Genomic DNA, 19,643 nt, shown 5'->3' on the forward strand with positions numbered 1-19,643 from the left:
CTCGCAGATCCCCTAATACGCTCCGGCTTGTCGGGCAGCTACCTCGAGAGCTACGAGCTCCGCCTCATCGAATACCGCCTCCGTCCACGTCACCAATGTAGCCTTCCTGCGGGTACCGCTTTGCGGCCTCCGCGAGGGGATGTACACGGTCCAGACCGGCGAAAACCCTCTTCCCGTCGTGCCTATACCGACAGCTGCCGCTACCTGATACCGATGTTCGGTCACGGCCTGACGCACCTTGTCGATGTCATCGGCATCCCCACCCGGCTGCTGCCACCGGCGCTTGACCTCAACGAACAGCCGGTTGTTCTCGCTACCCCGCAGACCTCGTCGGTGGACGACAAGGTCCGGCTGCATTCGCGTCCTCCTGGCCTTGTCCCGAACCTTCATGGCTCCATCGGTGCCTTGTCGGTCGTACTCGGCGTCCACGTGCCACGAGGGATCCACGTGCGACACAAGGTGATGGGCGAGGCGAGCGGTCAGCGCTCGCTCGCCGACTCGGTGACGAAGCAGGGCCCAGTCGTGCACGTACAAGTCGCCGAGAGCGTGCCTCAGCCACATAAGGGCTACTTGCTCCGCGTCGAGGAGTTCGTCGGATCCCATCGTCTACGCCTCGGCGATTCCCTGGTACGAGTACACCTGGACGTCATCCCAGCGGTCGCTCTGGGCGTACAGATGCTCCAGCACTGGCGCTGCGGACTCAGATGCACCGACGTACATGCCAGCCTGCGGCATCCTCACCACCGCCGGGAGGACGCCCGCTGCGGTCGTCTCCACCGGCATCATTCGTCCGTCTACCGGTCCCCCGATGAACCAGGACTCCACCGCCGCCATACAAAGATATTGCCCGTCGGCATCCGCCCCGGCCATCGTCCGCTCGGATCGACGTGCCAGTTCTCAGGTGCCCTTGACACTGACAAGGTCGCGCTGAGTTGTAAGGCCAATGCTCGAACGGGGGTCGCAAACCATGGCTACCCCGGTGAATGCACGCCCGATCACCCGGAGAGTGTCGTACTCGCCCCCGTCTACGACCAGGTCATCGCATGTCTATTCGCCAGACCAAGTGCGGCTCCAGCTGCACTGGCGGAAATCCGAAACCAGGGCGTACTACGCGGGAATCTAGCTAAGGGACGTCTCGCAACTCGGTCGGATGTCCGTGGTGGAGGATGTCGACGTGTAGGTGATCTCGGCGGCCCACCCGGAGTGGATCTTCCCGTGCACGGGCTGCAGCCACCCAGTTCCGCAGGCTGGTCCGGCTGATCGCCGAGCGTGGCGGAAGCGTGATCACTGACACTCGGCTGGGGAGGCAGTGGTCGCTTGCTGCTTTGGCTGTACCACCGACCGCATATCGATGTGTCGGTTGTGGGGCGCGCTTGGATGAATCCGCGCGCTATCAGGTAGCGGGATGTGAAGGGTCCAGGTGCGATTTTCGATCGGAACGCCTGAACAAAGAGATCCGACGCCACACCGACGTCGTCGGGATCTTCCCCAACCGCCCGGCGATCATCCATCTCGTAGGCGCGGTCCTCGCCGAGCAGACCGACGAATTGACCGAAGGCCGCCGCTACATGGGTCTGCCTCACCAAAGCCCGCCTGATCACGATCGACACCAGCCAACACGACGCCGACCACACCGACCCAGCCCCGATCGCCGCATAACATCAGACCGGATCCCGTGATGGCCGTCTCTTACGGACGTGACCCGGGGTGTCATTGTCAAATAGTCACATCGACTGTCGGATTAACGACTGATCAGCTTCGAGTTATGTCCCGAGGGCGACCGAGTATGCCAAATCGGATCAAACCGCACCAGTAGCCTTTCTGGCTGGGGCCAAGCAGGGCTCAAGCCTCAGGACTAGTATCTTGCGCGCATGAAAGCCATTGGTAAACTCCGTTGCTGCGGCTGAGGCGCTGGGGGTCCGAGCGAACATGACTGAGCTTCATGTGCAAGTAGTGCCGAAAGGCGGAGCGCGCGGTGATCTTGCTGGGGGAAGGCTGATTGAGAATCTCAAAGATCGCATCAATGATCTAGGTGATTCGATCATCGAGGTATCCGGGCGCCTGCAAGAGAGGCTCGCGGCGGCCGGAGCGGGAAGCCCGGAGGACACTTGGCGCCTCACCGAGGCCCAAATCTCGTTCTCTCTCGATCTAGAGGCTGAGGCGGGTGTAATCGTTTCCCGAACTACGGCTGGTGCGAGCTTTGAGGTCTCACTGAGCTGGAGCCGCGAGTAGCTGATGGCCGAAGCGCACCCGGCAATAGGTGGAATTTGCCTGGACGTAGAAAATCCTTCAGCAGATGATCTGGTGGGAAGCGCGTTTGCGGTTTCCTCTACAACTGCCCTGACAGCATTCCACTGTGTCGGGGACCGAGAAATCGGAGCGGTCCGACATGAGCGGGTTAGTATCTGGTTTCGCGGACGCTTTGTCGGTGCTTGTGTTGTCGATTCAATGCCCGATATCGACGTTGCGGTACTGGAGTTAGAAAAAGGGCTTCCGGAAGACTTAGAGCCACTTCAGTTGATATCTGAGGTATCTGTTCAAGCTAAATTTACAAGCATCGGTTGGCCGCGAAGCCGGGACTTCGGGGAGCATTGGAGGGCAATCTCGGGTCACATTGTAGACACTAATAGCAAAATATTCAACAATGCTCCTGCGCTGCAGTTATATTGTGTTGAGGCTGCGACCTTATCCCTTCATGGATACAGCGGCGCGCCAGTCCTCGTGGGCGATGGTCGACAGGCTGCCGCAGGAGTAATCCGGTGGAATCCGCAGAGGCCAGACGCTCCTGATCTCGCTGCTGGCGGCACCGTCTACGCCACTCCCATTTCTGCGATACTGATGCGTTCCAATCACCTCCAGTCGCTCAGCGAAAGCCAGCTGACGATAGCTGCCGGAGGCGAACCCCGTGATGGATACTGTATCAGCCATAGTAATGTCGATTTGGAGATTGCGCGATGGGTGGGTGGGGTTCTACGAGGTGAGCGTATCGGCGCGCGTGTTCGCGGCGAATACATTCTCCCTGGAATGAATTACGTGCCGCTACTCAGGGCTGCGCATGAGAAGTACCCGGATACTCTCTTAGTCCTCTCAAGCTCCACTCTCAAATGCGATTCCCCTTCGCACATGATGGAGATGGATTGGATGAAAGGCGGTGAGATTCCGGGAATAGTCCTTCCTGTGCGCGTCGGTTCCGCGAAGATGCCCAACTTTCTATATGATATCGAGCCGATCGATCTTCGAGGATACAAGACGGAGGACGAGGTTCGGGAGGCTCTGATAGCGGGCCTGGTTGCGACCGAGCGCCCCAGACTGCCGGCGCCGAGGTTTCCAGCCGAACGTCTGATAAGCCAGAAGCCGACAACGCTATCGCGCTCACGCCTAGCGCAAGTTACGCTAGCGGACAGGCAGCGGATCGAGGGTGGTGTATGACTCGCAACGAGGGCGGCGGACCCACCAAGGTCTTCGTGAGCTATGCCTCTGAAGATGCCAAAGGTGCAGCTGAAGTCAGACAGAGGCTCCAAGCTGCGGGATGTGACGTGTGGCTTGATGCGTTGCACGTTCGGCCCGGCCACGACTTTGTAGAGATTTTCGACCATGCATCCTCAACCTCCGACGCCGTGGTTGTCCTGCTAAGCCGACGTTACGTGGATACGGCTGGGTTTAATCGAAACGACTGGATAACTTGCACTATTGGCAGGTCTGTACCGATTGTGCCGATTGTGTTGGATAGTGTTGACACTACATTTTACCTCGGGCCTTTCGAAGTCCTTCTGCCGGAAATGCTATCGCCGTCGCTGATCAATCATGTGATCAAGCGCCTCCCCCTGCCGGAACCACGAGCGGCAGGGAGAATCGATGTCTTGATCTCGGAGCAAAACGTAGATTCCTCCGATGGTTCTCAAGGTAGCGATAGAGGAACCGCCGCCCCTGTTTGGCATGTTCCCATTGATTCCAGGGCCTATTTCACCGGCCGAAACGACTTACTCAATCTTCTTTACCAGGAGGCAACAAGTAGTGGGCGAGCTATCCTGACGCATGGCTTGACCGGTCAGGGTGGTGTTGGTAAGAGTCGTCTAGCTGCAGAGTACGCCCATCGGCATCGCAAGGATTACGATTTGATCTGGTGGGTTCGCTCATCAGCGCAGTCGGCAATGAATGAGGATCTCGCGCGGTTAGGTGAAGAGCTTGGAGTTTGGGCTCCATCGAGTAGTAGGTGGAGAGAAGCTGGCGCCAAGGTTCGAGAGTGGTTAGAAGCGACGGACAGTAAGTGGCTTTTGGTTTTTGACGATGTCGAGGAACCGGAAGCCCTTCAGCGCGCGCTTCCCTCAAAAGGGCGCGGGCATGTCCTTATAACCGCACGGAATCCCTCGAAGGTTCCAGCTAACGTTCGCCCTGTCTCCGTCGATGTGCTCCCGGTTGAATCAGCAGTACATTTCCTGCTTACCAGGACCGGGGCAACCGACGATGACGGCGCCGAGAAAGTAGCCCGTGAGCTCGGGGGCCTGGCGCTCGCACTGGAGCAAGCATCGGCGTATATCGCGGCAACTGGCGTAGGATTTGGAGAATACCTTCGTCGAATAGGTAGATACCGTCGACGGTCAAAGGGCAACAACTTCCGGCTTGGTCGTCTGCGCAAGCCCTCGGCTGAGGACCGTGTCATGGATGTCCTCGAAGCCTCCTGCATGCTCTCTATGGACACGGTCACAGAAGCCGAGCCCTGGTCAAGAAGTATCCTCGAGTACTTGTCATTTCTGGACAGCAGCCCAATCGAACTTAGGCTATTGCGAGAGCTGGAGCCGTCACTAAAGATATCGGTGCGTCCGCTGCGGACGCTGTCTCGCTACGCGTTGATCGAGTTCGCGGCCGACGAGAGTGCGGTCATTCATCCATCAGTCCAGCAGATTATGCGCTCTCGGATGGATGCTGTTAGGCAAAATGTCGTTAGGCAGCGTCTAATTCAGTGGCTGGAAGTTGCTTTCCCCGAGCAAGCGGATGACAGAAGATCGTGGCGAATCTGCGGTGCCTTAGCGCCACACGTTGCCTCAGTGCTGGACAACACGGCAAGGTACGAAGAACTGTCGGCGCAGCTATTGCTGCATCGCCTCGGGAAGTACTTATACTCTCGTGGTGACAGTCGCTCGTCCTTGCTGTACTTACAACGAGCAGCGTCCGCCATTCTGCGCTCTGCGACATCGCCGGCTGATGTTAGCGATGTAATTCTGAATGATCTTGCTGTCGTATGGGCAGATGAAGGCGATTGGGCGCGAGCTGTTGAGGTTGGCGTCGAAATTTTTCAGCGGAGATTGGCTCGTGTGCCTGAAGCTGCTGTAGACGGACCGCTCGTAGCTTTCGCCAGCAACGTCGCTGCGGCTTTAGCCGACTCAGGTCGCCTCATCGATGCCGATGAGATCTACCGCTGGCTGCACTCGAATAGCATTAAAGTTGCGCCGTCAATGGAGCTCGAGTTGTTCTCGGCCTTGGTCGCTGCGCGGCACAATTGGGCTAGCGTTCGTGGCGAGCTAGGGGACGTGGCGGCCGCAGAGTCAGGCTATCGAGAGGTCCTCAACGACAAGATCATCGAGTACGGCTCAGCGCATCCGGAAACAGTGGTTAGTCTTCTTGGGCTGGCGCAAATTCTACGGAAAAGAGGTGATTTCCAAGGGGCCCTGGCGCTGGCCGAGAATGCGTTTAACTGCGCAGAGCGAGTATTAGGAGAGTACCATCCTTTGACGCTGAGCGCCCTCGACCTGCTGGCCGCACTTAGCGATGACAACGATGAATTGCCCGCATCTTTCGTGTTTGCTGAGCGAGCTTACGGCCGCAGAAGAGATGCCGTTGGTGTAGACCATCCATCTACCATAGAGGCGTTGTACAATCTTGCCTCGATAACGCGTCGTTCCGGCGACCCGCGACATGCGACAGAGCTCTTTGAGCGCTTGGTTCGAGTCCTTGAAGAAACTCTAGGACCAAAGCATCCGAAGACTGTGGGGGTGGTCCGAGAACTGACGCTTCTTCGGGACAAGAGCGGCTCCCTGGTGAGCCGAACGCGCAGCTTTGTAGACGACATGCGCTCGCATGTGGATGACGAGACCTCGTCTGTTACGCGTCGCCGTCTTTTCTTGCAGCAGGTGGAGGTACTTGACTAGCGCTTCGTCTTTCTTTCTTGCAGGTAATCCGGATGGCGGAGCTGCTCAGCGGAGAGTTTGCAGTCCGAGCCACCCGGCCCGGCTGACGCCAGCGCCTCCGTTTCGCCAGCAGTCCACTGCCGCCGCCACAGACGCACCGACTTTCCCAGAGACCCGCAGCTCAGCGGCGATATGCGCGGTCGGTGCGGGCTTCTCGAACATCGTTGCGGCCTGGATCCGGACCTTCTCACGCCGGACGGGGGCTGCCGCGTTCATGCCACCACCAGCCGGATACCTCATACCTCCGGCTTACCGAACCGATCGACCCAGCTCACGCAGACACGCCGACGGACGTCAGCCTTTCAACCTCTGTGGCCTGCGGTGACGGATAGTCCGTACTGCGCCGCGACGCCTGCGCCGGTGAGTCGAAAGCGTTCCCCGATTACGAATGCTTGACCGTGCAGGTGCCGGCGCGGAGGTTGCGGCTTATGTCCCTGCCGACTGGCCTGGGCCATCCTGTGGCGGGTATCCAGCCATTTCTGGGAGCCCCGGATGGTCCATAGCCGGTCCCGCCGCCTTCAGCAGCTGCGGCGGCGACTCCAGCTAGACCTTCGACGGCCAGCGGCGTGGCTGTGGCCACGACGGCGGTGCCAGAGCTGGACGTCTACTGCTGCCACAGTTCAGTGAGCCGATTGGCGAGCCAGGGCAGGTTCAGAACTATGCCGGCCCCACCCGTATAGCGGTCCCAGGTTCGAAGGCCCTCGCCGGTGGCGGTATTACCGACGACGACCTCGTCGCGGTGCAGCTGTTGTCGGTGACCGTGCCGGCCGAGACCGCCATCGGCCTGCTCGCCCAGATCCCCACCGACGTCGAACTGGGCCGATCGCGCGGCGGACCGGGTAGCCGACGGGCACGCTGCCGACCGGGCCTGCGCCTGCTGGACTCGCAGACAGGCATCGACTTCGTGATCGCCGGCAAGGTCATGGTCCACAAGCATCCCCAGCTCATCCCCGTCTACGACCGGGTCAACCGGATCCAGTCACAAATGGGGGCCAAGCTGGTGCTCGAAACGGTGCCGTGCCCATCGACGCTCATCCTTCAAGCGGAGTGAATCATCGGCGGGTTCGCACCGCCTCTACGATGCGTTGTGCCGCTAGGTTCACGTCCTCGTGCTCCCACACGACGATAAGCAGCCAGCCAGCGTCCTCGAGTGCCTGGCAGGTTCGTCGATCGCGGTCCATATTTCTGGTGATCTTTTCGCGCCAGTACTCGTTGTTCGCTGTTGGCTGTCGGTGGTGCTGGGGGCAGCCATGCCAGAAGCAGCCGTAGACTTCGACCGCGACGCGGGCTGTGCGGAAGACGACGTCGATCTTGCGTCGCAGGTTCGGAAGCGGTTGGGCGCAGACGCGGTAGCGCAAACCTCTAGCGTGCAGCGCCCGGCGCAGCGCCACTTCGGGGGTAGTGTCGCGGCTGCGGTTGCCCTGCATGGCGCGCCGAGTCGCGGGGCTGGAGGCCCACGACTGTTCTGGCATGTCGTTCACCTCTATCAAGACGGTCCTGCCGTCTGGTGCTCGTCGCGCCCGGCCCGCTACCCGTTCGCGTCGAAGAGGCCGGGGTTGTCTTCGTGCTCGAACAGCACGCTGCCGACGAGACCGGTGACGTCGATGGCGGAGGGGTCGGGGGGCGGTCGTCCTTCGGCGTAGGCGAGGCGGACAGCGGCGATGTAGGCCAGCCGGACGCCTTGGATGACCAGCACCCGTCGCAGGCCGTCGGAGACCTCGCCCCGCTCATGGGCGACCGCGGCGAGCCGGGAGATCGTCTCGGCGCGGCGGGCGATGCGGATGTCCGGATGTCCCCTCTCGCGGCGGGTGGCGTCGCTGATGAGGGAAAACCGGCCGGAGGTGGGCAGGTCGATGGTCGGGGAGACTGGTGGGATCTTCTCGTTGAGGATGGCTTTGAAGCGGCTCTCCCGGATCGCTTTGAGGTACGCGGTGTACTCGACCGCGTTGAGTCTCTGCTGGGCTGCCGCGTAGTCCGGGTGTCGTTTACCCGCGACGTCTTCAAACTCCCACAGCGGCCACAGTTCCATCTCGGCGACTTCGAAGACGTCGAGGATGCGCATGGCCACCGCGTCGGTGCGCTGGTTGGTCAGGTGCCGTCGCACCCGCGCGCGCAGCCGTTCGTTGGTCTGCCCAACATAGATCGGCTCACCGTCGTAGTCGTAGAACGCGTAGCAGCCCCAGCGGGCATCTGACCACTGCCGGCCGTGCTCGTCCCGTGCGTTGAGCGCCGCGTCCAGCATTCCCCGGAAGTCGCGGACCGCTGGAGCTGGCAGCGAGTTGCGGGCCGGCCGAGGAATGCTAGGCACCCACCACCGCCAGGCGCGGCGACTCGGCGGAGCGCAGCTCGCCGCGCACGAGCGGCATCAGGTACTCGCGGCCGAGCCACGCCACCACCGGCACGCACACCGCGTCGCCGAAACCGAAGAGGGCCTGATTCGTGCGCAGTCCGTCGAGGCGGTAATCGGCGGCGCCCATCAGCTTCGCGTACTCCCGTGGGGTCATCCACCTCACCCGGACCTTGCCCTGTCCGGCCTCGACCACTGCTTGCTTCGAGGACCCGCCTCGAGCGGTGCGCAGGCAGCCGGAGATGTCATCGGGGCGGATCTCCCAGGTCGGCTTCCCGGCGCGGGTGCGCCGGTACGCAGTCCGGCGGGAGATCTTGCGGCCCTTGCGCAGGGTCTCCAGCCGCTCGGCCTGGATCGGCGACAGAGAGCTGACGAAGGCCGCTTGGCGCTGGTCGTCCCACCAGAGCTCGCTGTCGGGCGGGAGCTTGTCCGCGAGCTCGGTCAAGCCGGTGGTCTTCGGCGGTGGGGGCGCCGGCAGCAAGGCGCGGTGGGTGCGCAAGCCTGGATCGCCGAACGGCGCCTGTAGCCAGTCCGGCCGCAGCTCGCTGTTGGGCACGGGCTCGTCGGCTGGGGGCTCGAGCGCGCCGACGAGGAACAGCCGTGGGCGTGACTGCGGCACGAAGCGGCGGGCGTCGAGCGTAAGGACGTCCACCGAGTAGTCGAGATCGTTGAGGGCGCGGATCGCGGCGGCCAAGTCCTCTCCGCCGTGGCTGGTGGCCAAGCCCACGACATTCTCCAAAGCCACGACGGGCGGCTTGCGGTCGCCCATCTCCCTCAGCACTCGCACGAAATGCCAGAAAGTGCCCGATTCGCTGCCGGCGAGGCCGCGTCGCGCCCCAGCCAGGGACAGGTCGGTGCAGGGAAACGACGCCCAGGCCAGGCTCAATTCGTCGACCATTTGCGGGCCTCTGACGTCTGCGATGTCACCGCGCTTGTAGGTGTGTGTGCCTTCGGGGTCGTTGAAGTGGCGGACGTACATCTCCTTCTTGTCCGGTTCGATGTCGTTCGACCAGATGACCTTGAAGCCGGCGTCCTCCAGACCCAGTCGGACGAGGCCTATGCCAGCGAAGAACTCGGCAGCGGTGGGCTTGGCAGTGCCGGCATCGGAACGGATCAACGCTAGCTGGGTCACGGGCCTAACATTACAAACCTAAGCTTGATCCACCGGCCGGCGGGCTGCGGCGGGTCGCGCCGCATCGTCCACGGCCCTCAGCACCGAACCATCTGGCACCGGGGAAGATCAGGGGATGTCGGCCATGCCCCGCCCGGCGGCGGCTACAAGTTCTCGGGCAGCTCGATCAAGAGCGATGGATCGCTCTCCACCCCTGCAACTCGGTGGTTGTAGGTATCCAGCAGCAGTCGCAGGTGCGACCGAATCTCCTGCTCGCGGAAGCCGGCCATCTCCTCGACGTTGGTGCCCACGAAGTCCTCCACGGACTGCACGGCCACGTAGTCGCCGAGTCGCGCCAGATCCGCCAGCTGCGCGGCGGCGGCGAGTCTGCTCTCGGGCACGAGCACTCGGGACCGAAATCCGGCTTTCCGGTTCGACTTGCACCGGCCCTCGAACAAGGGCTGACTCGGACTCATCGTCACGTGAAACGCCGTGTCGCCCACCAGGAAGTCGCCGGGGCGGGACGTCTGGACGTCAGCGGTGGTGTAGCTGTCGTTGCTGATCTCCAGCTTAGGGAACCGAAGTGCGAGTTTTGCGCCCACGAGATGCTGCGCCACCGCGCCCGCGGTGTTGCCGCCCCGCTCCTGTGCTGACTTGAGCAGCGCGGAGACGACCAACTTCATGGGAGTCGTCGGCGAGAACTCCGCCTTGATCCGCTGCTTGCCGAAGTACTCGACCTTGATCTGGTCGACGAACCAAGCCTGCAGCGTTCGCGCGACGGCGGCTAGCTCATCGAGAGGCAGCCGACGGAGGTCATCCGAACGAGGGTGTTTGTCGAGCAGATCGACAATCTCGACGGCGACTTCCTTGGTCATGCGGGACGTACGCCCGCCCTCCTTCAGGAAGTCGCGATCCTCGCCATGGCGGCTCAGGATGTTCTTCGCGGTCGCTCCGCTGGCCCCCCTTACCTGCGAGTCGGCCAGGTAGTCGGACCGCTGCAAAGGGTATTTGCCCCCGAGATACTCCGTTACGTACAGGCCAGCGCAGAACACGTTGGCGCTTATGGTGCCCTTCTTGCCGCGCTTGGTCTCCCGCCAGTGCTCGAGCGAAGCGATCAGGTCGTCCGCAATCGGCTTGGCGGTCGCCTGGTCTGAGTCCATGATGCACCCCCACCCTGCCAGCAACTTGAGCATCTTACGAGGAGCGACCTGCGGGTGAGAACGGCACAAGCGGTGCTGGGCAGTTGGACATGTCCCGGGTTGTGAACGACGGCTCCCACTTCGGGCGCTCGAAGTCGGACCAAATTGGTCCGAGCCCGGTCGACTGATGCAGCCGAGACGCGCCCGTTCTAACCTGGGGATCTGCGGTCAGCGGGGCTTCGGGGTACTGTACTTGTCGCTTACGATCTCGTCTGTGCGCCTTGCTGACGTGACACGGTCCGATGTCCTCGCCGCGGTCAAGGAGTTCGACAAGCTTGGCCGGGACGCGTTTCTGGACAAGTACGGTTTCGGGACCGCCCGGACGTACTTTCTGGAGGTGAACGGCCGTCAGTACGACTCAAAGGCGATCATGGGCTACGCCCATGGGGTCAGCCAGGGCGAGTTCCTACGCTCCGGTGACTTCACCGGCGGAGAAGCGAGCGTCGTCCACCACCTTCGACGACTTGGCTTCGTCACCCGGACTCACCGTAACCCGCCCTGGGCATGGGACGAGATCGGGTCTGCTGCACCGATAGGTGACATCTGAGATGGCTTGCCTTGTGGGCAGGCTGGAAGGATGTCGCTGTGCCCAAGCCCTATCCCCGAGAGTTCCGTGATGATGTCGTGCGTGTCGCTCGTGACCGTGATCCAGGCGTGACGGTTGAGCAGATCGCCAAGGACTTCGGGGTGCACCCGATGACCTTGTTCAAGTGGTTGCGCCAGGCCGACATCGACGCCGGTGCCACCCCTGGGACGTCCAGCAGCGAGTCGGCCGAGCTGCGGGAGGCGCGTAAGCGGATCAGGTTGTTGGAGCAGGAGAACGAGGTCCTGCGTCGGGCCGCTGCGTATTTGTCGCAGGCGCATCTGCCGGGAAAAGGCTCTACCCGCTCGTGAGCGAGCTGGCCGCCGACGGGATCCCCGTGGCGGTGACGTGCCGGGTGTTGAACATCGCTCGTCAGCCCTACTACCGGTGGCTTGCCCGCCGTGTCACCGACGCTGAACTGGCGCAGGCGTACCGGGCGGACGCGTTGTTCGACGCGCATCGCGACGACCCGGAGTTCGGATACCGGTTCCTGGCCGATGAGGCCCGCGATGCCGGCCAGCCGATGGTCGAGCGCACCGCCTGGAGGATCTGCTCGGGCATGGGCTGGTGGAGCGCGTTCAGCAAGCGCAAGCGTCGGGGCAAGGGCGGCAAGGTCGGTCCGCCAGTGCACGATGACCTGGTCCAGCGGGACTTCACCGCCGACGGCCCGAACCGGTTGTGGCTGGCCGACATCACCGAACACCGAACCGGTGAGGGCAAGCTCTACCTGTGCGCGATCAAGGACGTGTGGTCCCACCGGATCGTCGGCTACTCCATCGACTCACGGATGAAGTCGAGGCTGGCCGTCAACGCCCTGCACAACGCCGTAGCCCGCCGTGGTGACGTGGCCGGCTGCGTGCTGCACACCGACCGCGGGTCGCAATTTCGAAGCCGGAAATTCGTCCGTGCCCTCCACCAGCACCACATGATCGGGTCGATGGGCAGGGTCGGCGCCGCCGGTGACAACGCTGCCATGGAGTCGTTCTTCGGCCTGCTGCAGAACAACGTCCTCGACCGCCGAACCTGGACGACCCGGCAGCAGTTGAGGACCGCGATCGTGACCTGGGTCGAACGGACTTACCACCGCCGTCGACGCCAACGATCCCTGTCCCGGTTGACCCCTATCGAGTACGAGACCATCATGACCCCACCGGCCAGTCAGGCCGCGTGACTACGACTGTCACCTATCGGTGCAGCAGACCCCCCTCAAGCCCGCCGATGTGTCGCTGGCGACGAGAAAATCGGCCACGTAATGGTCACTGAACCGTACCTGCGGGATCACCCAAGTGCCGTGATGGCCGGACGTCATGTTGGCCAGCAAGGCAGGGTGCTTCTCCACGACTACCTGCATTGGTCGCTCCTCCGTGGCCGCGTTAAGTGCATCAGTGAGCGCCTCAAGCGCGGCCAATCCGGGTGGTGCTTCCACCTTCCACGGGGCAAGCCGTTTCAGATCGCCTTGGGAGACGAGGTGAGGTCGCGTGATGCGGGCGGCCACCTCCTCACGGGCCAGCCGGCACTTCTCCGCATACTCGGTCTCACCAGGTCGGAGGATTTCGGTTACGAACTGGGGCCACGTGTGACCGCCGCGGCCACCTTTGAAGTTCAACCTTCCTGTCGCACCGAGCGAGGTGACCACGCCATGCCGGTCACCGCCGGTGCGTCGGTCGACGGCGACCACGACGTCGTCCGCTCGAGGTTTCAGGCGCCTCAGGTGGGTGATCGACTGCCTGGCCCGTGCCACCCAGATCCACGCGTCGAGTTCATCCCTATCAGCCAAGCCGTCAGGGTTCGGTACGGACAGTCCGACACTGTCGGCCAGGCCCGCGAGATACTCGTACTCGGCCTCGCTGAAGTGTCGCGGCGCGGCAAGGCGCAATGCAGGCTGCAATCGACGCTTCAGCAAAGCTGCTGCGACGGGTTCCGGCGTACGGCTGCTCAAGCGAAGACCAAGCGCCGCGGCAATCGACCGTTGGTCTTCGGTCGGACGCGTGGCCTGGCGATGAAGCGCAGTCACGACCTTGCGCCAATCTGCCTCCACCATCGTTGCCAATCTCCTCGGCCGCCGTAGCCGTCCGACTCACTGACGTTCGTTGGTCCCCGCTGGATCGCCGTGAACCGGATACTATCTAAGAGGTCCTAACTCTTTGAGTGTTGAAGCCTGCGCCAGCAGATGATGGCGCAGGCGAGGGTCAGGAATGCTTCGTGGATGTCGTCTCGGATCTCCCAGCGGATCCGTAGGCGGCGGAACCAGTGCAGCAGGGCGATGGTCTGCTCGACGACCCAGCGTCGGGTGCCCAGTCCGGAGCCGTGTGGGACACCGCGTCGGGCGATGACCGGGGTGATGCCCTTGGCGCGTAGCTGGCGTCGGTACTTGTCGAAGTCGTAGCCACGGTCGGCGTAGATCCGGTCGGGCCTGTGCCGGGGCCGGCCTCGGATGCCCTTGATGGGTGGGATCTTGTCGACCAGGGGCAGCAGTTGGGTGACGTCGTGGCGGTTGCCGCCGGTCAGCGCCGTGGCGAGGGGGATACCGCCCGCGTCGGTGATGACGTGGTGTTTCGAGCTTGGCTTGCGGCGGTCGACCGGGCTCGGACCGGTTTTGGGCCGCCCTTGAGCGCCCGGACGTGGGAGCCGTCGATCACCGCCCGCGACATGTCCAACTGCCCGGCGGCCCGGAGTCTGCCCAGCAGCACCTCATGTAGTCGTTGCCACACGCCGGCGTCGTTCCAGTCCCGCAACCTGCGCCAGCAGGTCATGCCTGAGCCGAAGCCGAGTTCCTGGGGCAGGTACTCCCACGGGATCGCGGTGTAGAGAACGAACAAGATCCCGCACAACACCTTGCGGTCATCGAGAGGCTTACGGCCCGGGAACCGATGCCGCCGAGGCGGACGAGGCGGCAGCAGCGGCGCGATCTCGGCCCACAGATCGTCCGAGACGATCCACGGCGGCTGCTCGCCCCTCCTCACATCCAGACAGAACGATCCTCGCGTCCCGAGGACACGCCCAACACCATTTCGTTAGGAGCTCTTACCCTCGGGCTCGGCGACGGGTACGACCATCACACCCAAAGCCCTGTGGAAACGCACCGACAGACGGCTGTGGCGCAGGCTTCACGCGCTCTGACGAACGACCAAAGCGGCGAGCACGGGTCCGGCGCCCACCACAGTGAACGGATCGCCTCGGCCCGACATGGCACGGTGCAGGCGTCTTGATAGACGTAGTGTCGGCTGAGCCAGTCCCGTCCATGTCGATGCGGTCGCAACGCTACTCGACGAACTGAATACGTACTACGGTGAGACCAAGGTTGAGTCGCTCGACGTGCGAGTTCGTCAGATCAACGAAGCACTCTTCAGCGACCCGCCCCTGGCGCACGCTGTGCTGGCCTTGGACGCCTGGAAGCCGTCGACCAACTCACCTCAGGTGTCCGTAAAACCGGGGGAAGCTCAATCCGAACTTGCGGAATGACCCCTGGGGAAGCCTCATCGGCGCGCTTGGGGATCGGTCGCAAGAGCTACGCGTAGTCTGTAATGTTGCGACTGTCCAGTTTGGAGGCCAACTGAGTGCACCGTTCGGCGGCGCACTCCTCTTCGTCCGGCGAACTGCCAGCCGACGTCGGCGACTTGCTCGGTCTCGGCCGCGCCACCGTCTCGAGGCATGGTTCATCTCGCCCAAACGTCAGGGGGCAGGGGCATCGCGAACTGCATGGCCAGTCAACAAGCGCGACGGCCTGCACGAGAGCTTGAGCTGAAGCCGGGCGTATGATTGCGGTTGGAAACCGTTTGCTGACATCCAGCCGCTGCTAGATAGGGCGGCTGGGCCGGCGATGTCGAGCAACCGGACCCGAAGGCCGTAGGGGGTTTCGGGTCCGGCTTCCCGAGCACAGTTCTTGCATCCTTCGGTCACTCTTTGCCGCAGAGTGACCGGCCGGCTAGTCTTGTGGCCTCTGTTACATTTGCCTTGGTGTATTCGTGATCGATCAGGTTGCCTTCGATGAATAACTCGCACAATACTGCTCGCCATTGTTCCGGGTCTGTAGACCGTATCCACCACCCTCCAGTGGGGTTGGGGAGCAGTACGGTGCGGGCATGACGGTCGATGCCCGTACCGGGCCACTCAACCGAGGGCCAGGTTGCGACTTCATCAGCCGTGAAGGGGTCGTACCAGCGCGGCCAGGTCCAAGCGTGTAGGACGTTCCGATAGCTCAGGATGAGAGTCCGGTCTCCAGCGAAGGAGAGTGGTGAGGAAAACCCGGACTCCCATTGGGGTTCGGCGCTTAGTCCGATGCCTTTACCAAAGAGCGGCAAGCGTGCCACCTCGTCCCCGCTGTCGGCGTCAATGACGATCGGGTTGCGGGGCGCCCGGTGTATAGCCGCTAGCCGACCCGCATCGTCGAAGACAACTGTGGGCTGGTGATGAGGGCTTCCGTCTGCCGGGAGATGGTAGCTGGTCACCAATGCGTGGCGCTCGATATCCCACAGCTCGATCACGTTCGTCTTGTGCTGGGTGATCGCGAACTGAGTGGTTGCCGGTCGCGCGGACCAGCCTTGGGCGTAAGTTTGGATCGGAAGGGTCAGGGGTTCGCCGATCCGAAGGCCGGCTATCGCGTCCCACCTGCTGATCAGATCGCCGGATCTGATCAGCAGGTTCCCGGCGTCGGTGAAGCTGGCAGTCAATCTCCGGTAGCTTTCATTATCAGTCTCTTGAGGCTTCCAGCCGTCTTGCTCACTGATGTTCCAAGCGGCTACCGTGTTTGGGGCCGTCACGCCGATTGTCCGGACATGGCCATCGCCGATCGCGGCAACACGACCCCCATCCGGGGATATCACCACGGATGCCCTACGCGGGGTCGCGGCGCGCAGTCGAGGATCGTTCACCGCCTGCAGTCGCTGGCCGGTGTCTACGTCCCAGAGCCCCAGTGTCCCCTCTACGCTGAGAGTCGCGACGTGCCGACCGTCAGGGGTGAGGGCGGCCGAAGTCGCAACACTCAACTCGCGCGCTAACGTATCCGGAGGCGGGATACGTAGCAGAACGTAGCCGTCTCCTGGGGCCAGGATTACCCGTGCGCCCTCCGGTGACGGCTCCACGGCCACCACCGCGCCGTCTGGAATGCGGAACTTGCCGCGCCGCGCACCGTTGCCAAGGTCGTAAATTTCCAGCACCTCGTCGGCCGGGGCTGATCGCAGAGATGGATCGGCCGCGTTGTAGAACAGCAACAGATCGCCGGTGGCTCGATCGACCTTGATATTGTAGCCGCGGCATTCGCGGGGTAATTCCACAATCTGACTGCCGCCCATGACGATGTGGCTCTTCACGCTGTCGCGCCCATCGACACAGTATGGTTCGTCAACACCCTTGGTATCGTCGACCGCCATGGCTGAATTGGCGTCGTTGACTTCTTTTCCGGAACGCCAATCGATCGTCCAATCGTCCTGGTCACTGGAGTACGATAGGTGACGGTCCTCCTTGTCGAATGACAGGGTGGGCGTGACCTTCGAGTGTGCGTTAGGACGTGCGCGGAAGGGGCCGGAGAGGAGCCGGCCAGTTCTGGCGTCGGCGACGTAGGCGGAACTCCCGTCGTAGTAGGCGATCGTCCTGCCGTCAGCCGAGATCGCGATTCCCAAGATCGCTCCGTCACGTGGGGCCCGAATCGGGACGCTACGCGCTGCGCTGCGACGCTGTACCTCCCAGAAGACAATCTGGTCGTCGCTGGCATAGATCACCTGCGCGCCATCACTTGTGAAGGTATGGCCGCTTGCCGGCTCGTCCGGCTCGCCGATGGTGATGTCCGGTGGCCCCGGCCGTTCTATATCCCAGAGCATCTCACGCCAGCCGGGGGCCCAACGTCCCAACACATGCCGCTTGTCTGGGCTCAAAATCGCATTGTGGTAGGGCGCTGCCACCTCTCCCGGCCTGATCTTCTCCACCAGCGCTGCCCGCTCATCCCAGCGGGCGAGTGCCTGTCGAGCCTCTAGCGTCGGATACCTCCGGTACGCGGCCAGATTGGAAGGTAGAGCCTGGACGATATTTGTATTCCAACTGACCATGCTGCGAGAGGCACGGCTGGCCACATCAGTGTCGACTGAGTCCACGATCCCGCGGAAGGAGCCGACGACGAACACCAAGGCGGCGACGACCATCGTTGCGACGGTGGAGCCAGCGATCAGTAGTAACCGGGTCCGCCGTTGGTGGAGCTGACTGCGTTTGATGAAGGCACGCTCGGAGGAGGTCAGCCGCTCCTCCCACCGCTCAATGGCGGCCAATGAGACCGTGAGGTCGGCACGGTCAAGCAGCTTGTTGGAGCGGCAGCCCGATGTCACCCACATCTCCATCGCACCACTCAGCGTGTTGCGCCAGCCCAGATAGTCCTTTTCCTCATCGAGCCAAGCACGTAGTCGAGGCCATTCAGCGAGGAGCGCCTCATGGGCCAGTTCGACCGCCTCGCCACCGCCAGGGCTGTTCATGATCGTGATGATCCGGCGACCGGCGAGCCGCCGGGCGATCGTCCAATCTCGTTGATCGAGCTCGTCACGGGCAACCGACCTACGGATGTGACCACCGCGACCGTCGGGTGCCGTTAGCCTGAGCAGCAACAGTCGTGCCGTCTCCCGGTCGGCTGAATCTAGCTCTTCGTCCATGACACGGTCGAAATGCTCCCGCATCGCTCCAGCAACCCCGCCTAGGGCCTCGTATGCAGCTAGCGAGACGCGGCCACCCTGCTGCAGCTCCCACAATCTGGTAAGGGTGAACGCCAGCGGCGCTAATGGATTGTCCAGGCGCCGTACGTCACGCATCAGCCGGTCGACGAGACCATGCTCATACCGGGTCACCCGCAGTTGCTCGAGCGGTCCCTCAATCGCCTCCCGCAACTCAACGTCCGTCATAGGCAGGAGGTAATGTACGCCTGTGGTTGGGTCGTCACGGCCGAGCGCCAGCGCATCAGCCAGAGAGCCTGTCTCGGTTATCTCGTCGGCGAAATCACTGCGGGCGACCAAGACTAGACAGCACAACGGTCTCCCGTCCGGCCGAGTCGCGCCAGCCAGGACTCCGATCAGGCGGGCGAAATCAGATCTGGTCTGTCTCGGGTGTGAGAACAGCTCTTCAAACTGATCGATGATCAAGAACAGGCGCTCTCGGCCGGTCCGCTTCAGCGCACCTTCGAGCTCCCCTGCCCAGTGCGCCCCACCGGCGTCAGCCTGTCTCGAGGCGGAGCCGTCAGCCGCACGGCTCACCACCTCCTGCCCCGATCCCGGCTCTTGCGGTAGCCCGACGCCTGCAGCCTCGGCCAATGTCCGAGTCAACGATGGGACGGGAGCCATGCCTGGTCGACATAGGGCGATCAGCAGATCGTCCCGAACCCGCAGCAGAGGCAACACGCCAGCACGGATCACAGAGGACTTCCCAGAGCCGCTTGGGCCCATGACCAGGCTCAGCCGTCCGTGCGGGAGCTGAGAAGCCAGCCGCCGCGATGCCTGCGCACGGCCGAAAAAGTTCCTAGCGTCATTCTCACGCATGGGAAGTAGACCACGGTACGGGTTCGGCGGACGGATCTGTTCCTCAAGCTCTGGCCACGCCCTGACCAGCAGCCTTGTCGGCAGGCAGTAGCCGCCCGACGGCGTTCGTCCAATGGTCGCGCGGCCGGCAATACCCACCACAGCCTGCAGTTCCTCATCCCACACGGGAGCGCCGCTGAAACCTGGTGCTAACCGTGGGCCACCAGTTGGGTCTCCGCCCAGCTGGACGTACCCGGACACGTCGGGTCCGCGGATCTCGCCTTTGACCCATACCCCAGTAGGGTGCGCGGGCGTGAAACCGAAGACCTGGTAACCATGACCCTGTAGATTATCCACGTTCGCTGGTGGGCAGGGCTTAACCCCTTCCGGAGGATCGACGTGAAGTCGGAGTCCCGCGATGTCTCCAGATCCATCTGGATACGAGGGCTGCCAAGCCACCACCTCAGCTGTGTAACGCTGACCAGGTGCGATGAACGGAAAATCCAGTTGCACCGGGGTTCCCGGCTGGTCGGTTGCCTCGTGAGGTAACCCAAGCGCGAGGTTAACGACGTGCGCGCAGGTCACGACCTGCCGCCCTGTCACCAAGAGGCCGAGCCCGCATGCGGTGCCGTCGCCCTCCAAGAGCCGCACCAGCGCGGGTGTCATCGTTGCGCCCGCCGAAGGAACATCTCCGATCGTCGTCATATGGTCGCCGTCCACCCCGATTAGCT

The 19,643-nt window shown here is 62.8% G+C and carries 15 protein-coding genes and 2 pseudogenes; 8 read left to right on the top strand and 9 right to left on the bottom strand.

All coding sequences use genetic code 11. The annotated features are described in order from the left end of the window. Positions 1–12: 12 nt before the first annotated feature. Positions 13–603 carry a hypothetical protein gene (locus VAB18032_RS29885; RefSeq protein WP_013731329.1) on the bottom strand — a complete coding sequence of 197 codons (591 nt, stop codon included), beginning with the start codon at positions 601–603 and terminating at the stop codon, positions 13–15. Positions 604–606: 3 nt separating this feature from the next. Further along, on the bottom strand, positions 607–783 hold the full coding sequence (locus VAB18032_RS32035; RefSeq protein WP_223165727.1) for a hypothetical protein: 177 nt from the start codon (positions 781–783) through the stop codon (positions 607–609). A 397-nt stretch (positions 784–1,180) separates the two neighbouring features. Between VAB18032_RS32035 and VAB18032_RS32690 the strand changes: the two are divergent. The 6 genes and pseudogenes from VAB18032_RS32690 to VAB18032_RS03175 form a co-directional block, all read left to right on the top strand. Then, positions 1,181–1,319 (top strand): annotated as a pseudogene (locus VAB18032_RS32690) (IS5/IS1182 family transposase); the annotation flags it as partial. 114 nt (positions 1,320–1,433) lie between these two features. Continuing rightward, positions 1,434–1,679, top strand: a pseudogene (locus tag VAB18032_RS30405) (transposase); the annotation flags it as partial. 250 nt (positions 1,680–1,929) lie between these two features. After that, positions 1,930–2,232: a CU044_2847 family protein gene (locus VAB18032_RS33435; RefSeq protein ID WP_223165728.1), complete on the top strand. Its 303-nt coding sequence runs from the start codon at positions 1,930–1,932 to the stop codon at positions 2,230–2,232. A 3-nt stretch (positions 2,233–2,235) separates the two neighbouring features. Further along, positions 2,236–3,429, top strand: a complete 1,194-nt coding sequence (locus VAB18032_RS33440; RefSeq protein ID WP_081476010.1) for a trypsin-like peptidase domain-containing protein — start codon at positions 2,236–2,238, stop codon at positions 3,427–3,429. Beyond that, a complete protein-coding gene (gene fxsT / locus VAB18032_RS31465) occupies positions 3,426–6,146 on the top strand; it encodes an FxSxx-COOH system tetratricopeptide repeat protein (protein ID WP_148272188.1) in 2,721 nt (906 codons plus the stop codon). Before VAB18032_RS33440 ends, fxsT begins: the two co-directional genes overlap by 4 nt. Positions 6,147–6,861: 715 nt before the next feature. Further along, entirely contained in the window at positions 6,862–7,236 is a 375-nt protein-coding gene (locus VAB18032_RS03175) for a DUF6308 family protein (protein ID WP_269764249.1), read from the top strand. A 1-nt stretch (position 7,237) separates the two neighbouring features. On the opposite strand, the gene VAB18032_RS30430 is transcribed toward VAB18032_RS03175, so the two are convergent. The 4 genes from VAB18032_RS30430 to VAB18032_RS29890 all read right to left on the bottom strand — a co-directional run bounded on the left by VAB18032_RS30430 (position 7,238) and on the right by VAB18032_RS29890 (position 10,803). Further along, positions 7,238–7,657, bottom strand: coding sequence for a very short patch repair endonuclease (locus tag VAB18032_RS30430; protein WP_081476240.1), 420 nt, complete (start codon positions 7,655–7,657; stop codon positions 7,238–7,240). A gap of 56 nt (positions 7,658–7,713) precedes the next feature. Next, the gene (locus tag VAB18032_RS03180; protein ID WP_198408921.1) at positions 7,714–8,493 is read right to left on the bottom strand and encodes a GIY-YIG nuclease family protein; all 780 of its coding nucleotides are present in this window, start codon (positions 8,491–8,493) and stop codon (positions 7,714–7,716) included. Then, complete coding sequence (locus VAB18032_RS03185; RefSeq protein ID WP_013731335.1) at positions 8,486–9,664, bottom strand: DNA cytosine methyltransferase; 1,179 nt, start codon at positions 9,662–9,664, stop codon at positions 8,486–8,488. Before VAB18032_RS03185 ends, VAB18032_RS03180 begins: the two co-directional genes overlap by 8 nt. A 143-nt stretch (positions 9,665–9,807) precedes the next feature. Continuing rightward, positions 9,808–10,803, bottom strand: coding sequence for a DUF4928 family protein (locus VAB18032_RS29890; protein ID WP_158309489.1), 996 nt, complete (start codon positions 10,801–10,803; stop codon positions 9,808–9,810). A gap of 253 nt (positions 10,804–11,056) precedes the next feature. Here VAB18032_RS29890 and VAB18032_RS30435 point away from each other — a divergent pair, with 253 nt between their 5' ends. Then, a complete protein-coding gene (locus tag VAB18032_RS30435) occupies positions 11,057–11,389 on the top strand; it encodes a ScoMcrA-related endonuclease (protein ID WP_148272190.1) in 333 nt (110 codons plus the stop codon). Positions 11,390–11,427: 38 nt separating this feature from the next. After that, positions 11,428–12,596, top strand: a protein-coding gene (locus VAB18032_RS03205; protein ID WP_086011265.1) for an IS3 family transposase whose coding sequence is annotated in 2 segments (ribosomal slippage) — positions 11,428–11,712 and positions 11,715–12,596 — 1,167 coding nt in all. Because the reading frame shifts where the segments join, the coding sequence is not laid out codon by codon here. 9 nt (positions 12,597–12,605) lie between these two features. Here VAB18032_RS03205 and VAB18032_RS03210 read toward each other — a convergent pair. From VAB18032_RS03210 to VAB18032_RS03220, 3 genes are all read right to left on the bottom strand, one after another. Continuing rightward, positions 12,606–13,466: a hypothetical protein gene (locus VAB18032_RS03210; RefSeq protein WP_148272191.1), complete on the bottom strand. Its 861-nt coding sequence runs from the start codon at positions 13,464–13,466 to the stop codon at positions 12,606–12,608. Positions 13,467–13,561: 95 nt separating this feature from the next. Then, a protein-coding gene (locus VAB18032_RS30440) for an IS5 family transposase (RefSeq protein ID WP_162097627.1) occupies positions 13,562–14,361 on the bottom strand; the annotation gives its coding sequence in 2 pieces (ribosomal slippage) (positions 13,562–14,025 and positions 14,025–14,361; 801 coding nt in all). A gap of 960 nt (positions 14,362–15,321) precedes the next feature. Then, on the bottom strand, positions 15,322–19,632 hold the full coding sequence (locus VAB18032_RS03220) for an nSTAND1 domain-containing NTPase (protein WP_081476011.1): 4,311 nt from the start codon (positions 19,630–19,632) through the stop codon (positions 15,322–15,324). Positions 19,633–19,643 lie beyond the last annotated feature (11 nt).

Origin of the sequence: Micromonospora maris AB-18-032, from assembly GCF_000204155.1 — a bacterium.
Classification (GTDB): Bacteria; Actinomycetota; Actinomycetes; order Mycobacteriales; family Micromonosporaceae; genus Micromonospora; species Micromonospora gifhornensis.